Source organism: uncultured Thermanaerothrix sp., from assembly GCF_938028735.1.
GTDB lineage: Bacteria > Chloroflexota > Anaerolineae > Anaerolineales > Anaerolineaceae > Thermanaerothrix.
On sequence record NZ_CALIMF010000011.1, the window covers coordinates 117721 to 134575 of the forward strand.

General features: G+C 58.8%; 19 protein-coding genes and 1 tRNA gene. 7 read left to right on the plus strand and 13 right to left on the minus strand.

Features of this window, described 5'->3' with window-relative positions:
- Nucleotides 1-4 precede the first annotated feature (4 nt).
- Both Q0721_RS06350 and Q0721_RS06355 read right to left on the minus strand, forming a co-directional pair.
- A complete protein-coding gene (locus tag Q0721_RS06350; protein WP_299027072.1) occupies nucleotides 5-292 on the minus strand; it encodes a co-chaperone GroES in 288 nt (95 codons plus the stop codon).
- Nucleotides 293-321: 29 nt separating this feature from the next.
- Complete coding sequence (locus Q0721_RS06355; RefSeq protein ID WP_366519197.1) at nucleotides 322-579, minus strand: glutaredoxin family protein; 258 nt, start codon at nucleotides 577-579, stop codon at nucleotides 322-324.
- Nucleotides 580-695: 116 nt separating this feature from the next.
- Here Q0721_RS06355 and Q0721_RS06360 point away from each other — a divergent pair, with 116 nt between their 5' ends.
- The 5 genes from Q0721_RS06360 to Q0721_RS06380 all read left to right on the plus strand — a co-directional run bounded on the left by Q0721_RS06360 (nucleotide 696) and on the right by Q0721_RS06380 (nucleotide 5258).
- Nucleotides 696-1940, plus strand: coding sequence for a glycosyltransferase family 87 protein (locus tag Q0721_RS06360; protein ID WP_299027078.1), 1245 nt, complete (start codon nucleotides 696-698; stop codon nucleotides 1938-1940).
- Nucleotides 1937-3442: a glycosyltransferase family 39 protein gene (locus Q0721_RS06365; protein ID WP_299027081.1), complete on the plus strand. Its 1506-nt coding sequence runs from the start codon at nucleotides 1937-1939 to the stop codon at nucleotides 3440-3442. Before Q0721_RS06360 ends, Q0721_RS06365 begins: the two co-directional genes overlap by 4 nt.
- A 32-nt stretch (nucleotides 3443-3474) precedes the next feature.
- Nucleotides 3475-3678, plus strand: coding sequence for a PLDc N-terminal domain-containing protein (locus Q0721_RS06370; RefSeq protein ID WP_299027084.1), 204 nt, complete (start codon nucleotides 3475-3477; stop codon nucleotides 3676-3678).
- A 125-nt stretch (nucleotides 3679-3803) separates the two neighbouring features.
- On the plus strand, nucleotides 3804-4337 hold the full coding sequence (locus Q0721_RS06375; protein WP_299027087.1) for a MarR family transcriptional regulator: 534 nt from the start codon (nucleotides 3804-3806) through the stop codon (nucleotides 4335-4337).
- Between the two features lie 3 nt (nucleotides 4338-4340).
- Complete coding sequence (locus tag Q0721_RS06380; protein WP_299027090.1) at nucleotides 4341-5258, plus strand: cation diffusion facilitator family transporter; 918 nt, start codon at nucleotides 4341-4343, stop codon at nucleotides 5256-5258.
- On the opposite strand, the gene rarD is transcribed toward Q0721_RS06380, so the two are convergent.
- Complete coding sequence (gene rarD / locus Q0721_RS06385; protein ID WP_299027094.1) at nucleotides 5255-6166, minus strand: EamA family transporter RarD; 912 nt, start codon at nucleotides 6164-6166, stop codon at nucleotides 5255-5257. The genes Q0721_RS06380 and rarD overlap by 4 nt on opposite strands.
- A gap of 203 nt (nucleotides 6167-6369) precedes the next feature.
- On the opposite strand from rarD, the gene Q0721_RS06390 reads away from it, so the two are divergent.
- The gene (locus tag Q0721_RS06390; RefSeq protein WP_299027097.1) at nucleotides 6370-6735 is read left to right on the plus strand and encodes a DUF488 domain-containing protein; all 366 of its coding nucleotides are present in this window, start codon (nucleotides 6370-6372) and stop codon (nucleotides 6733-6735) included.
- A 14-nt stretch (nucleotides 6736-6749) separates the two neighbouring features.
- Here Q0721_RS06390 and Q0721_RS06395 read toward each other — a convergent pair whose 3' ends face one another.
- The 9 genes from Q0721_RS06395 to phnF form a co-directional block, all read right to left on the minus strand.
- Nucleotides 6750-7787, minus strand: a complete 1038-nt coding sequence (locus Q0721_RS06395) for an SIS domain-containing protein (protein WP_299027099.1) — start codon at nucleotides 7785-7787, stop codon at nucleotides 6750-6752.
- Nucleotides 7784-8974, minus strand: a complete 1191-nt coding sequence (nagA, locus tag Q0721_RS06400) for an N-acetylglucosamine-6-phosphate deacetylase (protein WP_299027101.1) — start codon at nucleotides 8972-8974, stop codon at nucleotides 7784-7786. The genes Q0721_RS06395 and nagA overlap by 4 nt, the downstream gene beginning before the upstream one ends.
- A 72-nt stretch (nucleotides 8975-9046) precedes the next feature.
- Nucleotides 9047-10057: a Gfo/Idh/MocA family oxidoreductase gene (locus Q0721_RS06405; protein ID WP_299027104.1), complete on the minus strand. Its 1011-nt coding sequence runs from the start codon at nucleotides 10055-10057 to the stop codon at nucleotides 9047-9049.
- Complete coding sequence (locus tag Q0721_RS06410; protein ID WP_299027107.1) at nucleotides 10054-11061, minus strand: Gfo/Idh/MocA family oxidoreductase; 1008 nt, start codon at nucleotides 11059-11061, stop codon at nucleotides 10054-10056. The genes Q0721_RS06405 and Q0721_RS06410 overlap by 4 nt, the downstream gene beginning before the upstream one ends.
- Nucleotides 11062-11086: 25 nt before the next feature.
- On the minus strand, nucleotides 11087-11968 hold the full coding sequence (locus Q0721_RS06415; RefSeq protein ID WP_299027109.1) for a carbohydrate ABC transporter permease: 882 nt from the start codon (nucleotides 11966-11968) through the stop codon (nucleotides 11087-11089).
- A 12-nt stretch (nucleotides 11969-11980) separates the two neighbouring features.
- Nucleotides 11981-12907: a sugar ABC transporter permease gene (locus tag Q0721_RS06420; protein WP_299027112.1), complete on the minus strand. Its 927-nt coding sequence runs from the start codon at nucleotides 12905-12907 to the stop codon at nucleotides 11981-11983.
- Between the two features lie 80 nt (nucleotides 12908-12987).
- Nucleotides 12988-14328: an ABC transporter substrate-binding protein gene (locus tag Q0721_RS06425; protein ID WP_299027115.1), complete on the minus strand. Its 1341-nt coding sequence runs from the start codon at nucleotides 14326-14328 to the stop codon at nucleotides 12988-12990.
- Between the two features lie 79 nt (nucleotides 14329-14407).
- A complete protein-coding gene (locus Q0721_RS06430) occupies nucleotides 14408-15415 on the minus strand; it encodes an ROK family protein (RefSeq protein WP_299027117.1) in 1008 nt (335 codons plus the stop codon).
- 2 nt (nucleotides 15416-15417) lie between these two features.
- Entirely contained in the window at nucleotides 15418-16146 is a 729-nt protein-coding gene (gene phnF / locus Q0721_RS06435) for a phosphonate metabolism transcriptional regulator PhnF (protein WP_299027119.1), read from the minus strand.
- Nucleotides 16147-16346: 200 nt separating this feature from the next.
- Between phnF and Q0721_RS06440 the strand changes: the two genes are divergently transcribed.
- A complete protein-coding gene (locus Q0721_RS06440) occupies nucleotides 16347-16703 on the plus strand; it encodes a hypothetical protein (RefSeq protein WP_299027121.1) in 357 nt (118 codons plus the stop codon).
- 74 nt (nucleotides 16704-16777) lie between these two features.
- Here the strand turns inward: Q0721_RS06440 and Q0721_RS06445 are convergent.
- Nucleotides 16778-16851, minus strand: a tRNA-Arg gene (locus Q0721_RS06445).
- Nucleotides 16852-16855 lie beyond the last annotated feature (4 nt).

Here is a 16855-nt window from a genome sequence, read left to right on the forward strand (position 1 = left end):
CGCTTTAGGCGGTAATTTTGGCCAGAATGTCGCTGGCCTCCATGATCAGGTACTCCGTGCCGTCGTGGCGAAATTCGGTGCCAGAGTACTTGGCAAAAATGACTTTATCCCCTACCTGCACTTTGATCTCGTCGTCGTCGCCCACTGCAACCACCAGCCCGGTTTGCGGTTTTTCCTTGGCCGTCTCGGGGAGCAAGATGCCCGAAGCGGTGCGGGCTTCCTGATCTAACGGGCGCACCAGCACGCGCGAACCCAGCGGCTGGATGGGGGGAGTAACTAGATTTTCACTCATGTGGCGATACCTCCAGATAAGATTATAGATTATTTCAGCCCTAAGAGGCGATCAATTTTGGGCCGGTCGAAGCCGACCACGATGTTGCCGTTGATATCAATGACCGGGACGCCCTGCTGGCCGGAACGGCGCACCATATCGCGCGCCGCTGCCGCATCGCGGCTGACATCGACATCGCGAAACTTGATGCCCCGTTCACGCAGGTAGCGTTTGGCCATGTTACAGAAGGGGCAGTTCGGCGTCGAAAAGACAATCACGCGCGGTTGCGACGAGGTTCCTGTACTCATCATCACATGCTCCTAAACCTGAGACTCAATCCGAATGTTTAGATGCAACCGCGCGCGAAAAGTTGCAGGGATGGGTCATTTGACCCCCACGCTCGGCGGGGATAGAATCATCCCGAATGACCCGCAATACCCCCCATGCTTTACCAAACGCGCAACGCACCCCCTGGGCTTACCTGGGGGTAGGACTACTGGTGCTGCTCACCCTGGTTGCTCTGACGGAGGTCAATTATCGCTTCGCCCTCGCCAACCCCGGCGGCAATGACTTCCTGGCCCGCTGGATGGGCGCCCACCTGTGGCTGAAAGAAGGGCTCAGCCCCTATGATGAACAGGTCAGCCTGGCTTCTCAACACGCTATTTACGGGCGTCCTGCCAACGCAGATCAGGGGGAAGATATTGCCCATTTTGTCTATCCCTTCTTCTCCATGCTTTTTTTCGCCCCCTTTGGCCTATTCGATTACACCCTGGCGCGGGCGTTGTGGATGACGCTGCTGGAGATCGCGCTGGTGGCGCTAGTTCCGCTCAGCCTGCACTTGGCGAACTACCCCGCGCAAGGGAAGGCTCTGCTAGCCTGGGTGTTATTCAGCGTCCTCGGCTACGTTGGTGTGCGCACCATCGTGCTGGGCCAATTCGCCGGCCTGAACGCCCTGCTGATCGTGGCGAGTCTGGTGCTCATTTACAACCACTGTGATCTTGCCGCCGGATTGGTGCTGGCGCTGACCGCCAGCAAGCCGCAAATGACCTTCCTGCTCTTGCCCTGGGTTTTGCTCTGGGCTTCCTCGACCCGGCGCTGGCGCCTCGTCGGTGGGCTGCTGGGCGGACTGGCCGGGCTGATGCTAGGCTCACTGGCGCTGATCCCCACCTGGCCGCAACAGTTCCTGCATCAGTTGATGGAATACCCGACCTACACCAACCGCATTGGTTCTACCCTTTCTGTTGTGGCCGGCCTCTTCCCCACTTTGGAACCTCCCCTGAACCTCCTCTTACATGCGGGGTTTGCCTTCTTTCTGGGCTTCACGTGGTGGCAGGCGTGGGGTAAGGGTTGGCCGGATTTTCTCTACGCCGCCCTGCTGACCCTGGTCGCCACCAATCTGATTGCGCCCCGCACCGCCACCCCGCATTATGCCGCGCTCCTACCGGCGGTGTTTCTGATTTTCCACGCCATGGAAGCGCGTTGGGGGCACTGGGGAAGATATGCCGTCTGGGGATGGGCGTTGGTCTTATTTGCCGGCCACTGGGTCCTGTTCTTCGCTACCCTGGTCGGAGATATGGAGTCGCCCTGGATGTACCTACCCCTGCCGTTCTTCTGCCTGGTCGGGTTGCTGTGGGCACGGCGGTGGTGGTTGGCGGAGGCGCGGCCATGAGCAAACACCTTCAGGCGGGACTACTGGTGCTGATCCTGCTCTTGGGCGCCGGGGTACGCCTGTACCGCGTTGCCGAGCGCGGCATTTGGTACGATGATGCCTTTTCGATCCTGCTCGCCGAACGTCCCCTGGGGGCCATCATTCAGGGCACGGCGGCCGATACCATGCCGCCTTTATACTATCTTCTGCTTCACTTTTGGATGCAGGGTGGGCCATCCATCGCTTTTATTCGCGCTCTGAACGTCCTCCTTTCCTGTGGCATTATGCTTGCGGTTTACATCCTTGGAAAAGACCTGTGGGATGCGCGCGTCGGGTTGATGGCGGCGTGGCTTACCGCCCTTGCGCCGCTCCAGGTGTACCACGCGCAGGAAGTGCGCATGTACGCCTTGCTGACCCTGGCGCTGGTGGGTTATACCCTCGCCTTTGTGCGCCTCTGGCAGGCCGATGCAGCGGGGCAAACCGATTGGCTTGCCTGGGCAGGGCTGATCCTGACCGGGGTGATTGCCATGTACACCCACAACCTGGCCATCTTCAGCCTCGTTTTCCCCGGGCTGTTCTTACTCCTGCGCCGCGCGTGGCGCCTGCTTGGTTTATGGCTTGGCAGCCTGGCACTGACCGGCCTCTTAAGCCTGCCCTGGCTGGTGCTGGTGCCGGGGCAGGTGGCCAAGATTCAGGCCGCCTTCTGGACACCGCGCCCGGGCTTGGCCGAAATCCTGCAGGCCCTGGTGATCTTCCACACCAATCTCCCTCTGCCGCCGCTCTGGCTCGGTGTGGCACTCTTCATCACCCTGGCCGGCCTGACGCTGGTCATCTTTGAAACCCTGCACTACCACCCCCGCGGCGCTGAGGAAGGTCTTCTGCTCACCGCAGCACTGTTCCCCCCGGCATTGCTCTTTGGGGCTTCCTACCTCATGCGCCCGATTTTTGTCCCCCGTGCGTTCATGCTCAGCCAGGTGGTTTACTTCCTATTTTGCGCCCGGGTGATCGCACGCTCTCAACGCCGTGCGCCGGCCTTGTTACTGGCAGGATTGTTGATCGCGGGTGAAGTGATCGGGTTGGTTTATCAGGCCGGGTATGCCGAATTTCCGCGTTCACCGTTTCGCACCGCCACGCTGGGGGTACAAGCAACATATAACCAAGCCCAGGCAATCGGCAAGCGCCTTTGCATCGTGCACGACAACAAACTAAGTTTCTTCCCCAGCCACGTCTATGCCCGCAACCTGCCGCAAACGTTCCTGGACGACGTGCCCGGCTCGCACAACGATACCTACGCACCGGCCACCCGTGCCGCAATCGGCCTCTTCCCCCAACCTTCCATCGCGGCTGCGACCCAGGGTTGTGATGAGGTGGCTTTTATCGTCTTTGATAAAGCCATCCGGGAATACCGTGAGATGGGCTACACCGAGCACGCAGTGATTACCTGGCTGACAAATCACTTTGTTCCTACCTCCCGCGAACAGTACGGCGACCTGTGGGTGCTTTACTTCACGCGCACACCCTGACGCCGTTTTTTCCACACCATCGGAGCAGCCTCATGTTATCCTACGGATTCTTGTTCACCCAAATCTTCAGCCTGCTTCTCGTATTGGTTTGGTTAGGCTTAGTATTCTATGCCTTATTGGCATTGCGCCGGCGCACCCTCAATGCGACAGCCAAAGCGCTCTGGGCACTGATCATCTTGGCTATCCCGATGCTGGGGGCAGTGGCCTTTTTCATCGTTCAACCGCAGGACCTGTGAGCCGATAGTCATCCCTACGTAGTGATTAACGAGGGTGATCCAACCCCTTGACAATTGTTCGCAACGTTTTATAATTTCGAAACGATTCGAACCATAATACTTGTGATAAGATAAGAAAATCCACAATGACCGATACCCCAAAGGTTTTCCCCAATCCTGCCCAACGCCAATTCATCGAGAGCATGGCGTTAGCCCTAGAAGCCGCCGGCTTGCCGCGCCTGGCCGGGCGCTGCTTGGCTTGGCTGCTCATCTGCGAGCCACCCATCCAATCTTTGGGTGAGATTGCGGCAGCCCTCAGCGCCAGCAAGGGCGCTCTCAGTCAGATGGCGCGCCTGTTAGCCGAACGCGGTCTAATCGAACGGGTACCCATCTCCCACCCGCGGCGCGATTACTATCGCTTCAAACCCGGTGGTTGGGTCACCTACTTGCAACAGTGGTTGGAGCACTTGCGCACCCTGCACGCGCTCTCGGAACACGGGTTAACCCTGCTCAGTGCGCCCACCCTGGAGAATCAACAACGCCTGCTAGAAGCCCACGATCTTTTTTCCGCCCTAGAAGCCCACTTACCCGCCGTCTTTGCCGAGATTGAGGCCGCGCGACAAGCGCGTCAGCCAGCCATCCCTTCGACACATCCTCTACCCTCTGCTGCGGAGGCTTAACCCATGGTCGCAAATACGATCTCTGCCGAGAACGAAAAACGCGCGGCCGCGCTCTCTTCAGTGGTAGCCGCCGTTGGCTTGACCACGTTCAAGATTGTGGTCGGAATAAGCACCGGCAGTCTGGGCATCCTGGCCGAAGCCGCCCACTCCGGCCTGGACTTACTGGCCGCACTGATGACCTTCCTTGCCGTACGCCTTTCGGGCAAGCCTGCCGATGAGCAGCACCTTTACGGCCACGGCAAAATTGAGAATCTTTCGGCCCTCTTCGAGACATTGTTGCTCCTGATCACCTGTGTGTGGATCATCTACGAAGCCGTGCAACGGCTTTTCTTTCGCCACGTGGAGATTGAGGTGACTGCCTGGGCCTTCCTCGTCATGGCGGTCTCCATTGGGGTTGATTTCACCCGTTCGCGTGTGCTCTACCGGGCTGCCCGCAAGCATAACAGCCAAGCGCTAGAAGCGGATGCACTCCACTTCAGCACCGATATCTGGAGCAGCAGTGTGGTCATCCTGGGCCTGATCGGCGTCAAACTTGCTGAACAACGCCCCGCATGGGGGATCCTGCGCCAGGCCGATGCCATCGCCGCGCTGATAGTGGCAATGATCGTCATCTACGTTAGCCTACAATTAGGCGAACGCGCGATCCAGGCCCTGCTCGATGCAGCTCCCCAAGGCAAAGTTACAGCAATCAAGCAGGCAGTTGAACGCGTGCCGGGCGTGGTCGATTGTCATCACGTCCGTATTCGCTACTCCGGCCCGCAGCCGTTTGTAGATGTCCACATCCTGGTTGCGCCGGAGATGGATTTTCCTGCCGTGCATACCCTAACTGAAGAAGTAGAGCGCACCATTCAGAGATTCCTGCCCAAAGCAGATGTGACCGTGCACCCCGAGCCGGCGCCATCCCCTTCTTCCGAGAACTAATCCACACCAATGGCTTCGGCCTCTATCAGGCGCTGGCGCCGCTGGGCGATAAAGCCCTCGGCCGAGAAGATGGCCAGCGCAAGCCAGATCAGGCTGAAACCAATCAGTTGGGTTAGGCCAAAGGGTTCATGGTAGAGGAAGACCCCCAATAGGAACTGCAACGAAGGGGCGATATATTGCAGCAATCCCAGCGTGGTCAAAGGGACACGGCGTGCCCCACCGGCAAAAAGCAGGAGCGGAATGGCGGTGACGACACCGGTCAGTGCCAGCAGCAAGGTCTGGACCCACGGCCCATGCCCGAAAGCCCCTTGCCCCACGACCTCTACCCCTACCAAATAAGCCAGTGCCGGGAGAAAGACGCCCCCTGTCTCCAGGGTCAGACCGTAGAGGGCGTTCAGGGGCGCCAGTTTCTTGAGCAACCCATATAGGCCAAATGAAAAGGCCAGCACCAGCGCCAACCAGGGCAGCCGACCGTACTCCAAGGTGAGATAGCTCACCCCTAAAGCAGCCAGACTGACCGGCACCCACTGCAATGGGCGCAGGCGCTCCCGCAGGAACACCATACCCAATACTACACTTACCAAGGGATTGATGAAGTAGCCCAAGCTGGTTTCCACAATAAACCCAGATGCCACACCCCAGACGTACGCCAGCCAGTTAATCGCCAGTAAAATGCCCGCGCCAAAGTAACTCAGCAGGATGCGCCGTGTCAACAAGCGGCGCAAGGCACCGATCTCGCGCCGCAACGCCAGCACCCCCAACAGAAAGAGAAACGCCCACACGATGCGATGCGCCAACACCTGAGGCGCTGGCACCTCCTTGAGCGCCTTAAAGTAGATAGGGAAAAACCCCCACAGCGTGTACGCCGCGGCGGCAAAGACTACTCCGGTATTGACTTTGCTTTTCATATATGCCTCTTCCTTACGTCCCAGCGATTATACTCCTCTCGGCCGCCGAAAGCCAAAAAGAACACGGCCGGTGACGGCCCCGATTACACTGTGTCAAGTACCCTAAAAATACCGCCGCCGGCGTGTGTACGGGGAGTAAACCCAAAAATCACCCCCACCGTGCTGGGCGGTCTGTGCTATATTTCCAATGAGGAGAGCCTCCGATGGAAATCCAGGTAAAGCGTGTTTATGCTCCAGCGGCGCCCGAAGACGGCCTGCGGGTGCTGGTGGATCGGGTTTGGCCGCGCGGAATGACCCGTGCAGCCGTCCATGCCGACCTGTGGCTCAAAGAAGTAGCCCCCAGCCCGGCCCTGCGTCAGTGGTTTGGGCACGACCCAACCCGCTGGGAAGCCTTCAAAACGCGTTACTTTGCCGAACTGGAGGCGAACCCCCAGCCGGTGGAACGCTTGGTAGCATTGGCGCGCACCCAGCGGGTAACGTTGCTATTCGCGGCGCGTGATGAACAGCATAATCAGGCCGTTGCCCTGCGTGAGTACCTGCTGAGGCGGGCGGCTCAGGCACCAACCTGATTCATAAGCGCCCCTCATTCGGTCTCGGTGACCTTACGCAAGCCGCGCGGGCGTTCAGGGCTGAAGCCACGTGCCACACTGAGGTGGTAGCAAAATAACTGCGCCGGGATGATGCTGACCAAGGGGGTGAGCCATTCGGGCACTTCGGCGGGCAGCGCCACCGCTGCCTGCCCCAGGCGCAACGCCTCCATTTGATCCGAGAGCACCAGCAGTTCAGCATGGCGTTCGTGGCGCAGGTAATGCAACAGTTCCAGCATGCCAGCATAGACCTTGCCCGCCGGTACCACCGCCATCACCGGGTAACCGTGCTCCACCAGCGCAATGGGCCCATGCTGGAAATCAGCAGAGGAGTAGGGCTCTGCGGCAATGTAGCACAGTTCCTTTAACTTGAGCGACCACTCAAAAGCCGTAGCGTAGTTAAAGCCACGCCCCAGAACCACACACTGTTCCATGAAGCGGTAGCGCTGCGCCAGTTGCTGAATGGTCGCGTTCTGGGCCAGCATGGCGTCAATCCATTGGGGCAATTGCTTCAGCACAGCCAGGCGTTCCTCATCCCCCGCGAAAGCAATCGAGAGCAAGGCAATCGCCAGCAGTTCGCCGGTGTAACTTTTGGTGGCCGCCACGGCCTGTTCATGCCCGGCCAGGATATCCACTACAAAATCCGCCGCCTGCGCCAGCGGCGAATCGGGTGTGTTGGTGATCGCCAAAGTCGGGCAACCCTGGCGGCGCGCTTCGTGCATGACGCTAAGGAGATCGGGTGAGCGCCCAGATTGTGAAATACCCACCACCAGCGCCCCGCTCAGGCGCGGGGGGGATTGGTAGAGGCTGAAGAGCGAGGGGGTCGCCAGGGCAATTGGTAGGCGGTTGAAAGCCCCCCACAAGTATTGGGCATACCGCCCCGCGTTATCTGAAGTGCCTCGCGCCGCTAGGAAGACGTAATCAAACGGCTGGCGCTGCAGCCCTTCGGCAATGGCCTGGATACGCGGCCAACCCTCGTCCAACAGGCGCTGCAACGATTGGGGTTGTTCAAAGATCTCCGCTTCTAGACTCATGGACCCGCCTCCACTCGCCCGTGCAGGCGTTCCTCCAAGATCTCTGCCCCAAACGCGGGCTGTCCACCGATCAGAGTCATGACCACGTCATGCTCGGGCGAAAGGAAAACCAGGTCAGCACGATACCCCGGCGCCAGGCGACCACGGTCACTCAGCCCCAACACCGACGCGGGGGTGATCGTCACAGTGCAGAGGGCCTCCGGCAATGTGCATCCCGTAAAGGCCATCAGATTACGCACGGCGGTGTCCAGGCTGAGCAGGCTGCCGGCCAAAGTACCATCGGGCAGGCGCACCGAAGTGGCATCCACACGGATGTCCAGATCCCCCAGACGATACTCGCCCGGTGGCATGCCCAGTGCCGCGATGGCATCCGTGACCAGATTCAGGTGTTGCGGCCCTTTGGCCCGCCACGCCAGCGCTATCATGGCCGGATGAACGTGGATGCCATCTGCAATGAGGCCCACAGTCACATCTGAGCGGGTGAGCAGCGCCCCGGCCAGGCCCGGCGCTCGATGCTCCAGGGGCGGCATGGCGTTAAAGAGGTGCGTCCCGTAGGTCACACCGAGATCGAAGGCGTGCAACGCCTGCTCATAAGTAGCCAGGCTGTGCCCAGCGGAGACGCGCACTCCCGCGCTAACTAGGTAGCGAATTACTGCCTCCGCGCCCGGCAATTCCGGCGCCAGCGTTACCAGGCGCACTCCCTGGTCGGGACGCCAACCTTCTACTGCCGCCTGGCTGGGGAGTTGCAGGTGAACCGGGTTGTGCGCCCCCTTGCGCCCCGGGTTGAGGAAAGGCCCCTCCACGTGCCAGCCGAGCGGCTCGGCGCCATGGAAATCGCCGGGGCGCCCGCTGCGCCAGGCTTCTAAGGCGGCTTCCACCTGCGTCAGCGGGCTGGTGACGATGGTAGGCAGAAAAGCCGTCACGCCATAACGGGGTAGTTGGCGCGCCACCTCCCAAATGGTCGTAGGGGCTTCGGTAAAATCATGACCAAACCCGCCGTTGATTTGCAATTCCAGCCACCCGGGGGTCACGATCAGACCATGGGCATCCAGGACGAGCGTACCGGCAGGGGCGCTCACGTGATCCGGGGTGCCCACCGCCACAATGCGCCCGTCTGCGATCAGCAGTCGCCCAGGATCATAGCACTGGGTTGGGGTGTAAAGAGTGGCATGGTCAAGTAGTAGCACAGAATCCCTCCCATAAATCAGGGTACGCTGGCAAGGGCCTTCCCCACCATTATACTGAAGCCCACAGCCACATTACAGTGCCCGCCGTTGTAGCCGCACCGGTTGGCCGCTCTGCACGGACTGGTAGGCGGCTTCCACCACTTCCACCGCCCGCAAACCGTCCTCACCACTTACCCGCGGCGGACGCTGGGCACGGATGGCCTGAACAAAATCCTCGAGCATCGCCTGGTTGGGGTCAGAGCCCCAGAAAGCCCAGTAAGGGCGCTGCAGGGTATGGGTGAAAACGGTCAGATTTTGCCGAAAAGCATCCACCCACACCGCGCCGCGCTCGGTGACCATCTCAAACGAAAGTCCACCCCAAGATGGCCAGTAAGGTGGGCGTGACCACGAACAGTCAATTGTGGCGAAAACCCCGTTCTCAAAGGTCACCCAAACCATGCCCCCGGTTTCCACATCTACCTCATCGGCATGGAAAATGCGGTTAGCCACAGCGTAAACCTCATTGACTTCGCTGCCCAGATACCAGCGCATGATGTCCACTAGATGCACCGTGTGATCCATGATCGCCCCGCCGCCGGCCAGCGCCTTATCCACAAACCAAGCGCGGTGTCTCTTGGGCAGTTCGCCTTGATTGGAGGAGTTAAAACAATACACCTGCCCCAGCTCGCCCCCATCCAGGCGGGATTTGACTTCCAAAAGCGGGGTAGAAAAGCGCATGGGGAAAGCCGTCATCAGCAACACACCCGCCTGGCGACAGGTACGGACGATCTCTTCAGCGTCCTGAACGGTCGTGGCGAGGGGTTTTTCGCACAGGATATGCGCCCCCGTCTCTGCCGCCAGTTTGACGAGGGGCAAATGACGGCTGTTCTCAGCGCAAATCACCACCCCATCGGGTTTGGCTTCCAGCAGTTCTTCATATGAGCGGAAGCGGTGTGCCCCAAACAGGCGGGCAAAGTGCTCCCCGCGCTGGGGGTCATCATCCGCCAGACCGATCATCTCCACGCCGGGGATGGCACGCAGGTTCTGGATATACCCCTCGGCGTGTAAATGGGCAAAGGACATAATCCCAATTCGAATGCTCATAGCCGCCCCTCCCCTAAAGATTCGAGATAGATCACTTGACCGCTCTGCGCAGATTGCACGGCGGCCGCCGCAATCTGTACCGCCGCCAGACCGTCTTCAGCGGTCACGCGCGGCGTCTTGCTCTCTTTCAGAGCAGCGTAGAATTCCTTAATCTCCGTTGTGTAGGGGCTTTCACGCACTGGACTGGAGGGCAACCCCACATCCGGCGCTTCGGCATGGGATTTGATGATTAGGCTCTCAATGGGCGAAGTGGCCTGCGAGTCAAACTCAATCATCCCCCGATCGCCTGAAAGTTCAAAGCGCGTGCGGAACGTTGGCGGGGGATAAGCCCAGGCCCCGGCCACATGCGAAAGCGCGCCGTTGCGGTGCTTGAGGATGACCAGGCCATAGTCCACGGGGCTGCCCTGATGCACCGCGCTGACCTTGCGGGCAAAGACGCTTTCCACTTCACCGGCCACCCAGCGGGCATAATCCAGGTCGTGGATCATCAAATCCATCAAGATGCCCCCGGATTTCTTTTCATCCAGGAACCAATTGCCCACGGGCTTCTTGGGGCGGTAACTCCCGCGCAGGAGGCGCAGGGTGGCAATCCGCCCGATCTGTCCCTGGTCAATGAGCTGTTTGGCCAGGGCATATTCGGGGAAAAAGCGCACCACATGGGCAACGAAGAGGTGCACCCCGGCCTGACGACAGGCTTGCACAGCCTTGAGCGCATCTTCGGTACTAAGTGCCAATGGTTTCTCGCAAATGACGTGCTTACCCCGTGCCGCAGCTTCGAGGATCATCGGCACATGCAGGTGGGTGGGGGTGCAGATGTCCACCACATCCACTTCCTCCAGCATCGCGGCATACTCCGCAAAGACCTTAGCCCCATACTGCTGGGCAATGGGTTGGGCTTCTTCCACTGTTTCGGCGACGAAGCCCACGATGGTTGCATCGGTCTCAGCCCACGCCGCCGCATGGGTCGAGCCCATAAAACCAACGCCGGCAATTCCAACACGCATAGAAACCTCCCTGAATTGAGTCGTCTTATTTTAGGGCACCTGCCGTAATACTGCGAATCATCTGTTGCGAGAAGAGCACATAAAGGATGAGAATCGGCACCATGGCCAGGCTCAGCGACGAGAGTACTGCGTTCCAATCGCTCACAAACTGCCCCAGGAATTGCTGTACCCCCAGGGTAATGGTTGCCGTTTTAGCGCTGGGTGCAATCACCAATGGGAACCACAAGTCATTCCAAATGGGGATCATGGTAAAGATGCCGATGGCACCCAATGCGGGGCGTACTAGCGGCAAGACCATGGTGTAAATGCGGTATTCACTCGCCCCATCAATGCGGGCGGCATCTTTCAATTCTTTAGGCACCTGACGCATAAACTGACTCAAAATAAAAATGGTTAATGGCAACCCCTGGGCAATGTAAACCAGGATCAAGCCCGTCAGGGTGTTGACCAATCCCAACTTGACCATCAAGCGCAACAGGCTGACCGTGCCCAGGCGAATGGGGATCATAATCCCAATGGAAAGGTAGAGGGCCATCAGGGTATTGCCGCGGAAGTTGTATTCCGAGAGGGCAAAAGCCGCCATGGAGCCAAAAAGGAGGATGAACAGCAGCGAAACCCCGGTGACAACAATACTGTTGACGAAATTTTGTGTAAAGTTGGAACGGCTTAGAACGGTCTGATATCCGATTAGGTCGAAGTTGGAGGGATTAGGGAAGGCAAACGGTTCACCGAAAATGGCTTTGCGCGTCTTAAAGGAGTTCATTAGGATCATCACCACCGGGAACACTGCCAGCAGCGAGTAGCCGGCCAGAATCAGGTGCGGGATCAGCCCACCCAGCAGCAGACGCAGGCGATAGAGCAGACCAAAGTCCTTGCCATAGGTAAGCGAACGTGAGACAGTTGTCATGGGGGTTCCTCCTCACATCTCCACGGTCTGTACCCGCCGTTGCCACAGGAACATATAAATCAACACGCCGCTCAGGATGATCAGGAACATCATCGCCGCCACGGTAGCCCCCATGGTGGGGTTGCCCAGTTGTAGTTGCTGGCCAAAGAAGGTACGGTAGAAAAGCGTGCCCATGATATCAGTAGAGAAGTTCGGCCCAGCCAGCGCCCCCTTGATGGTGTAGATAAGATCAAAAGCGTTGAAATTGCCCACAAAGGTCAGGATGCCCACAATGCCCACTGTGGGCAAGATGAGCGGAAACTTGATGCGCCAGAAAACCTGCCAGCCGGTGGCCCCATCTACCCGCGCCGCCTCAATGAGTTCTTCGGGAATGCCGATGAGGGCCGCGTAAAAGAGAATCATAGGAATGCCCACAAACTGCCACACCGAGATCAAGGAAATTGTGACCAGGGCGGTGCTTTCCAGTCCCAGCCAGGGACGGAAAAGCGCACCCAACCCCACTGCCTTGAGGATGCTCTCGGCCACCCCCCACAGTGGGCTGAGGATCAAGTTCCAGATAAAACCGATGATGACAAAAGAAAGCACCGTGGGCATGAACAGCACGGTGCGGTAGAATTTGCGCCCCCACCCACCGCTGGCAAGCAACGCTGCCAGCAGTAGCCCAATGGGATTTTGCACCAGCATGTGCACCAGGAAGAAAACGATGTTGTTTTTGAGCGCCCCCCAGAAGCGCGGCGCATAATTGGAATCGGTGAATAACTTCACGTAATTCTGGAGGCCAACAAAGTATTCTTTATTATCCGGCCCAGTGGCGAAAAACGAAAGGCGCAGCGAGTCGATCAGAGGATAAATCATAAAGAGGGTATAGACGATGACCGCTGGGGCCAGAAACACCACAATGTGGGTGGGAAAAGCGCGTGACTTGGATGTCGTGCTCACGTTCACCCCTCCAACACTCATTGGAATCGGGGCGGGGGTGGCCGGCGGTAGCCTGACCACCCCCAACGGCCCTATCTGCCCTACGGCTTAGGTTTGTACCACTTATCCAAACCGGCCTGGATTTCCTGCGCGGCCTGTTCGGGGGTCATTGTGCCGTTGATCACCGCCGCACTCACGCGCCACAGTTCGTTCTCTAGGTTGGGTTCACCGCGCGAGAGGATGTGGTACGAGTTGCGGATGGTGGATTTACACTCGTTGCGCCAGGAGACAAATTCCTGCGCCAGCGGGTCTTTCAACTCCACCGGTGTGCTGTGGAGCGGGAAGAAGCCGGGCAACGCATTGCCGTAGAGTTCGGCAAACTCCGCCGAAGCCACCCAGGAGAGGAACGTCTTGGCCGCTTCGGGGTGCTTGGTTGCCGCGTTCATCCCCAGGGCAATATCCACATGATCACTGATGTAGCACTGATCGCCGGCTTTCTCCACCGGGGGTTTGAAAATACCCAGCGGGAAGGAGGCCTGCTTCTCGAACAAGGCAATCTCCCATGAGCCAGTCGGGTAGACAGCCCCCTTGCCCAGCGTGAAGAGCGCCTGCGCATCCGGGTACTTCACCGACTCAAAGCCCGGCGGCAAGTATTCGCGCCAGCGCGCCAGTTGCTGCCAGGTCTTGATGTAGGGTTCATCGGTAAACTTGGCCTCACCGCGGATGAGCGCCAGACGACCTTCCTCACCCTTCCAGTAGTTGGGGCCAATGTTCTGGAAGCCCATGGTGGCGGCTTCCCACATATCTGCGGTGCCCATCACCAGCGGGATGTAAGTGCCATCCGCCTTGATTTTATCCAGCACCTGATAGAATTCATCCCAGGTGGTAGGTTCCTGGAGCCCCAATTTGTCAAACGCCTCTTTGTTGTAGAAAAAGCCGTGGATCACCGAGGCCATAGGCACACAGAAGGTCACTGAAAGGTCATCCGTGCTCCAGGCTGTCTTGGCAAAATCGGTGAAGTTCTCCATGCCGGGCAGGTCATTGAGCGGTGCCAGATAGCCCTTCTCGTAGAGTTTCAGCGAGGCATCGAAGGGACGGCAGGTGATCAGATCTCCCGCGGTGCCGGCTTCCAGTTTGGAGTTGAGCACGCCGTTGTACTCTGCCGGCGCAGTTGGGCTGAAGACCACGTGGATATTGGGGTATTTGGCCTCAAAGGCGGGGATAATCACGTCCTGCCAGATGGGCAGATCGTCGTTGCGCCACGACTCAATAATCAACGTCACCTTTTCGCCGCCCGCGGCCGGGGGTTGGGTGGCCTCACCCGCGGCTGGGGGTTGGGTCGCCTCGCCCGCAGGTGGCGCCTGAGTTGGGGTAGCCTGCGCGCAGGCTGAAAGCACCAGCGCTATCAGAAGCAATACTGCCAGAACTACATGCTTACGCATCTTCGTCCTCCTCTTGTCGAGATTCAAGATGGGTAAATCTTACATTGGGGAAAAGCCAGCCCGATTACATGCCACTTGGCTACTGATCACCTCCTTTCATCTCCGCGCGTCGAGTGGCCTGCCAGACCAGGCAGGCGGCCCCCAATGCCGGATTTTCTAACTGCGAAGGCACCATGCGCAGGTTTTGGTGGCTGGCCAGTAGGACGCGCCGGGGCAAATCCCGCTGCAAGCGTGCCCGCAGGTGATCAAAAATTGCCAGCCCCAGGCCTCCGCCGATAACAATGCGAGCCGGGTTGAGCAGCCCCACAATGAAAGCCACCAGGGTGGTAAAAGCTGCCGCTACTTCTTCCAGCGCCGCCAGCGCCAGCGGATCGCCGGCCATAATCGCCTGCACCACAACGTGGGTATCCAGCTCCCCCTCAGCCGATAACCGCGTGGGATAAGCCCGTTCAGTTAACAGGCGCCGCACAACTGCCACCAGCCCCGGCCCGGAGACCACCGTCTCCACACAGCCGCGCAAGCCACAAGCACACATCCGCCCGTGCACAGGATCCAGCGCAATGTGACCGACCTCCGCGGCGTTGCCATCCGCACCGCGCACTAGGTCGCCATGGGCGATGATCCCCCCACCCAGCCCCGAACCGATGCCAAGAAAGACAAAATCCTCACACCCTTGCGCGGCGCCCCAGTAGTACTCGCCCAACGCGGCGGCGTTGGTGTCTTTTTCAATCCAGATGGGTAATGGCGTGACCAGGCGGGTCTGCACCTCCCGCACCAGAAAAACCTCGTGCCAACCCAAGTTAACCGCATTGCGCACACTGCCTTCCACAGGATTGACCTGACCGGGGCTGCCGATCCCCACCCCGAGCAACATTCCACGATGAGCCTGGGCTCGCTCTATCAGGTAGTGAATCTCCGCCGCAATATCATCTAGGACGGCTGCCGGCCCACGCTGGGGCAAGGTAGGGCAGTGACGTGCCTCCAGGACTTCACCGCTGGCTGTGACCAGCACCGAGGCGATTTTCGTAGCCCCGAGATCAATACCAATGGCCAAAAGAGCAGGGGAGGACACTTCGGATCGGCCCATGGCTATTTGCTCCAAATCTCCATGGTGAAGAAAAAACGATCGCTGCGATAGTACGATTCGACAAACTCAAAGGGCTTATCCGATTGATCAAAGGTGGTGCGGTAGATATGCAGAATGGGGCTACCCCGGCTCACCTGTAGGTGACGGGCTTCCTCCGCCGGGCAGGCTACGGCTTCCATTTGTTGCAAGGCACGCCGGGGTTCAACACCGAAATGTGCTTTGAGGGTGGCATAGAGCGAACGCTGACGCATATCCAGATCGAGCAACGCACGAAACGGTTCAGCCGGCAGATGGGCGGTTTCCAGCGCCAAGGGCTGCTCATCCGCCAGGCGCACGCGTTTGAGAAGGATCACCTGCTCACCGACTTTGAGTTGCAGAGCCCGCGCCACCTGCGGCGTGGCCGGACATGTCTCAAACTGTAAAACCCGCGAGGAGGGAGTGCGGCGATGCGCTTCCATATCCTGCGTGAACGAGGTTAGCAACCCCAGATGTTGCTGGATGCGCGGCTGGGCCACAAACGTGCCTTTGCCATGTACCCGCACCAACAAGCCCTCGTTAATCAGATCACCAATCGCTTGGCGCACCGTCGTGCGACTGATCCTGAAGCGCTCCTCCAATTCCTTTTCGGTGGGGATGCGTTCCCCTGGCTTAAGTACCCCCTGCAGGATCAGGTCCTGGAGGTAACTCTTCAACTGGTGGTAGAGGGGAATAGGGCTATTAGCGTTTAGCATGGGCCCGGCAGGCCGGATATGTTGTTATAACATCATGATGTTGGAACGTAGATATTTTTACTATATAGAAATTTGGAGCAAAAATCAATAGGTAGGGCCGTTTTTTAAGCCGGGCCGAGCAATTTTTAAGGTTGGGGGCTTTTTCCATTCCCGCATTTGCCCGCTTTGTGATATGATTGAGGCTTGAGGTGAAATGACCTATGGACGACCGAATCACGATCATTGAAGGCCCACCCCCGGTCTTTGAGGAAGTGGATGACGGATGGGCGCTGGGGCTCAATGAAAGCCCCAACTTATATCACCTGGCGCTGACGCGCCTGCGCACCTTCAATGGTGCGGCGCTAGTTGAACGTTGCCACCGCATGTGGCGGCATCAGCGGCCCATTTACCTGCACTTCCGCAACCCGATGGGGCTGGAAGAACGCGTGCCGATCCTGGCCGCGCGTTCTGTGGAGACCCCCGAGGGGCAGGTGCTCTTCTTGTGGGTGCGCCACAAGCACGAAGAAGCCGAGGAAATCGGCAGTGATTTTGAAGACCGCGACGATTACAACAACTGAGCATGGCGCGGCCCTGATATGACATCTAAAAGCCCCTTCCCGGGTGCGGAAGGGGCTGATTTTTTCGGAAGGTGTGCCCCAGGAGGGACTCGAACCCCCAACCAAGGCGTTAGGAGTGCCTTGCTCTATCCTTTTGAGCTACTGGGGCACGG

Coding starts and splice junctions, on each gene's coding strand:
- Q0721_RS06430 (WP_299027117.1), bottom strand. CDS start 15,415: ATGGGCCGATCCGAAGTGTCCTCCCCTGCTCTTTTGGCCATTGGTATT.
- Q0721_RS06410 (WP_299027107.1), bottom strand. CDS start 11,061: ATGCGTGTTGGAATTGCCGGCGTTGGTTTTATGGGCTCGACCCATGCG.
- Q0721_RS06375 (WP_299027087.1), top strand. CDS start 3,804: ATGACCGATACCCCAAAGGTTTTCCCCAATCCTGCCCAACGCCAATTC.
- Q0721_RS06360 (WP_299027078.1), top strand. CDS start 696: ATGACCCGCAATACCCCCCATGCTTTACCAAACGCGCAACGCACCCCC.
- Q0721_RS06395 (WP_299027099.1), bottom strand. CDS start 7,787: ATGAGTCTAGAAGCGGAGATCTTTGAACAACCCCAATCGTTGCAGCGC.
- Q0721_RS06390 (WP_299027097.1), top strand. CDS start 6,370: ATGGAAATCCAGGTAAAGCGTGTTTATGCTCCAGCGGCGCCCGAAGAC.
- Q0721_RS06425 (WP_299027115.1), bottom strand. CDS start 14,328: ATGCGTAAGCATGTAGTTCTGGCAGTATTGCTTCTGATAGCGCTGGTG.
- Q0721_RS06365 (WP_299027081.1), top strand. CDS start 1,937: ATGAGCAAACACCTTCAGGCGGGACTACTGGTGCTGATCCTGCTCTTG.
- Q0721_RS06405 (WP_299027104.1), bottom strand. CDS start 10,057: ATGAGCATTCGAATTGGGATTATGTCCTTTGCCCATTTACACGCCGAG.
- Q0721_RS06415 (WP_299027109.1), bottom strand. CDS start 11,968: ATGACAACTGTCTCACGTTCGCTTACCTATGGCAAGGACTTTGGTCTG.
- Q0721_RS06380 (WP_299027090.1), top strand. CDS start 4,341: ATGGTCGCAAATACGATCTCTGCCGAGAACGAAAAACGCGCGGCCGCG.
- phnF (WP_299027119.1), bottom strand. CDS start 16,146: ATGCTAAACGCTAATAGCCCTATTCCCCTCTACCACCAGTTGAAGAGT.
- rarD (WP_299027094.1), bottom strand. CDS start 6,166: ATGAAAAGCAAAGTCAATACCGGAGTAGTCTTTGCCGCCGCGGCGTAC.
- Q0721_RS06370 (WP_299027084.1), top strand. CDS start 3,475: ATGTTATCCTACGGATTCTTGTTCACCCAAATCTTCAGCCTGCTTCTC.
- Q0721_RS06350 (WP_299027072.1), bottom strand. CDS start 292: ATGAGTGAAAATCTAGTTACTCCCCCCATCCAGCCGCTGGGTTCGCGC.
- Q0721_RS06355 (WP_366519197.1), bottom strand. CDS start 579: ATGAGTACAGGAACCTCGTCGCAACCGCGCGTGATTGTCTTTTCGACG.
- Q0721_RS06440 (WP_299027121.1), top strand. CDS start 16,347: ATGGACGACCGAATCACGATCATTGAAGGCCCACCCCCGGTCTTTGAG.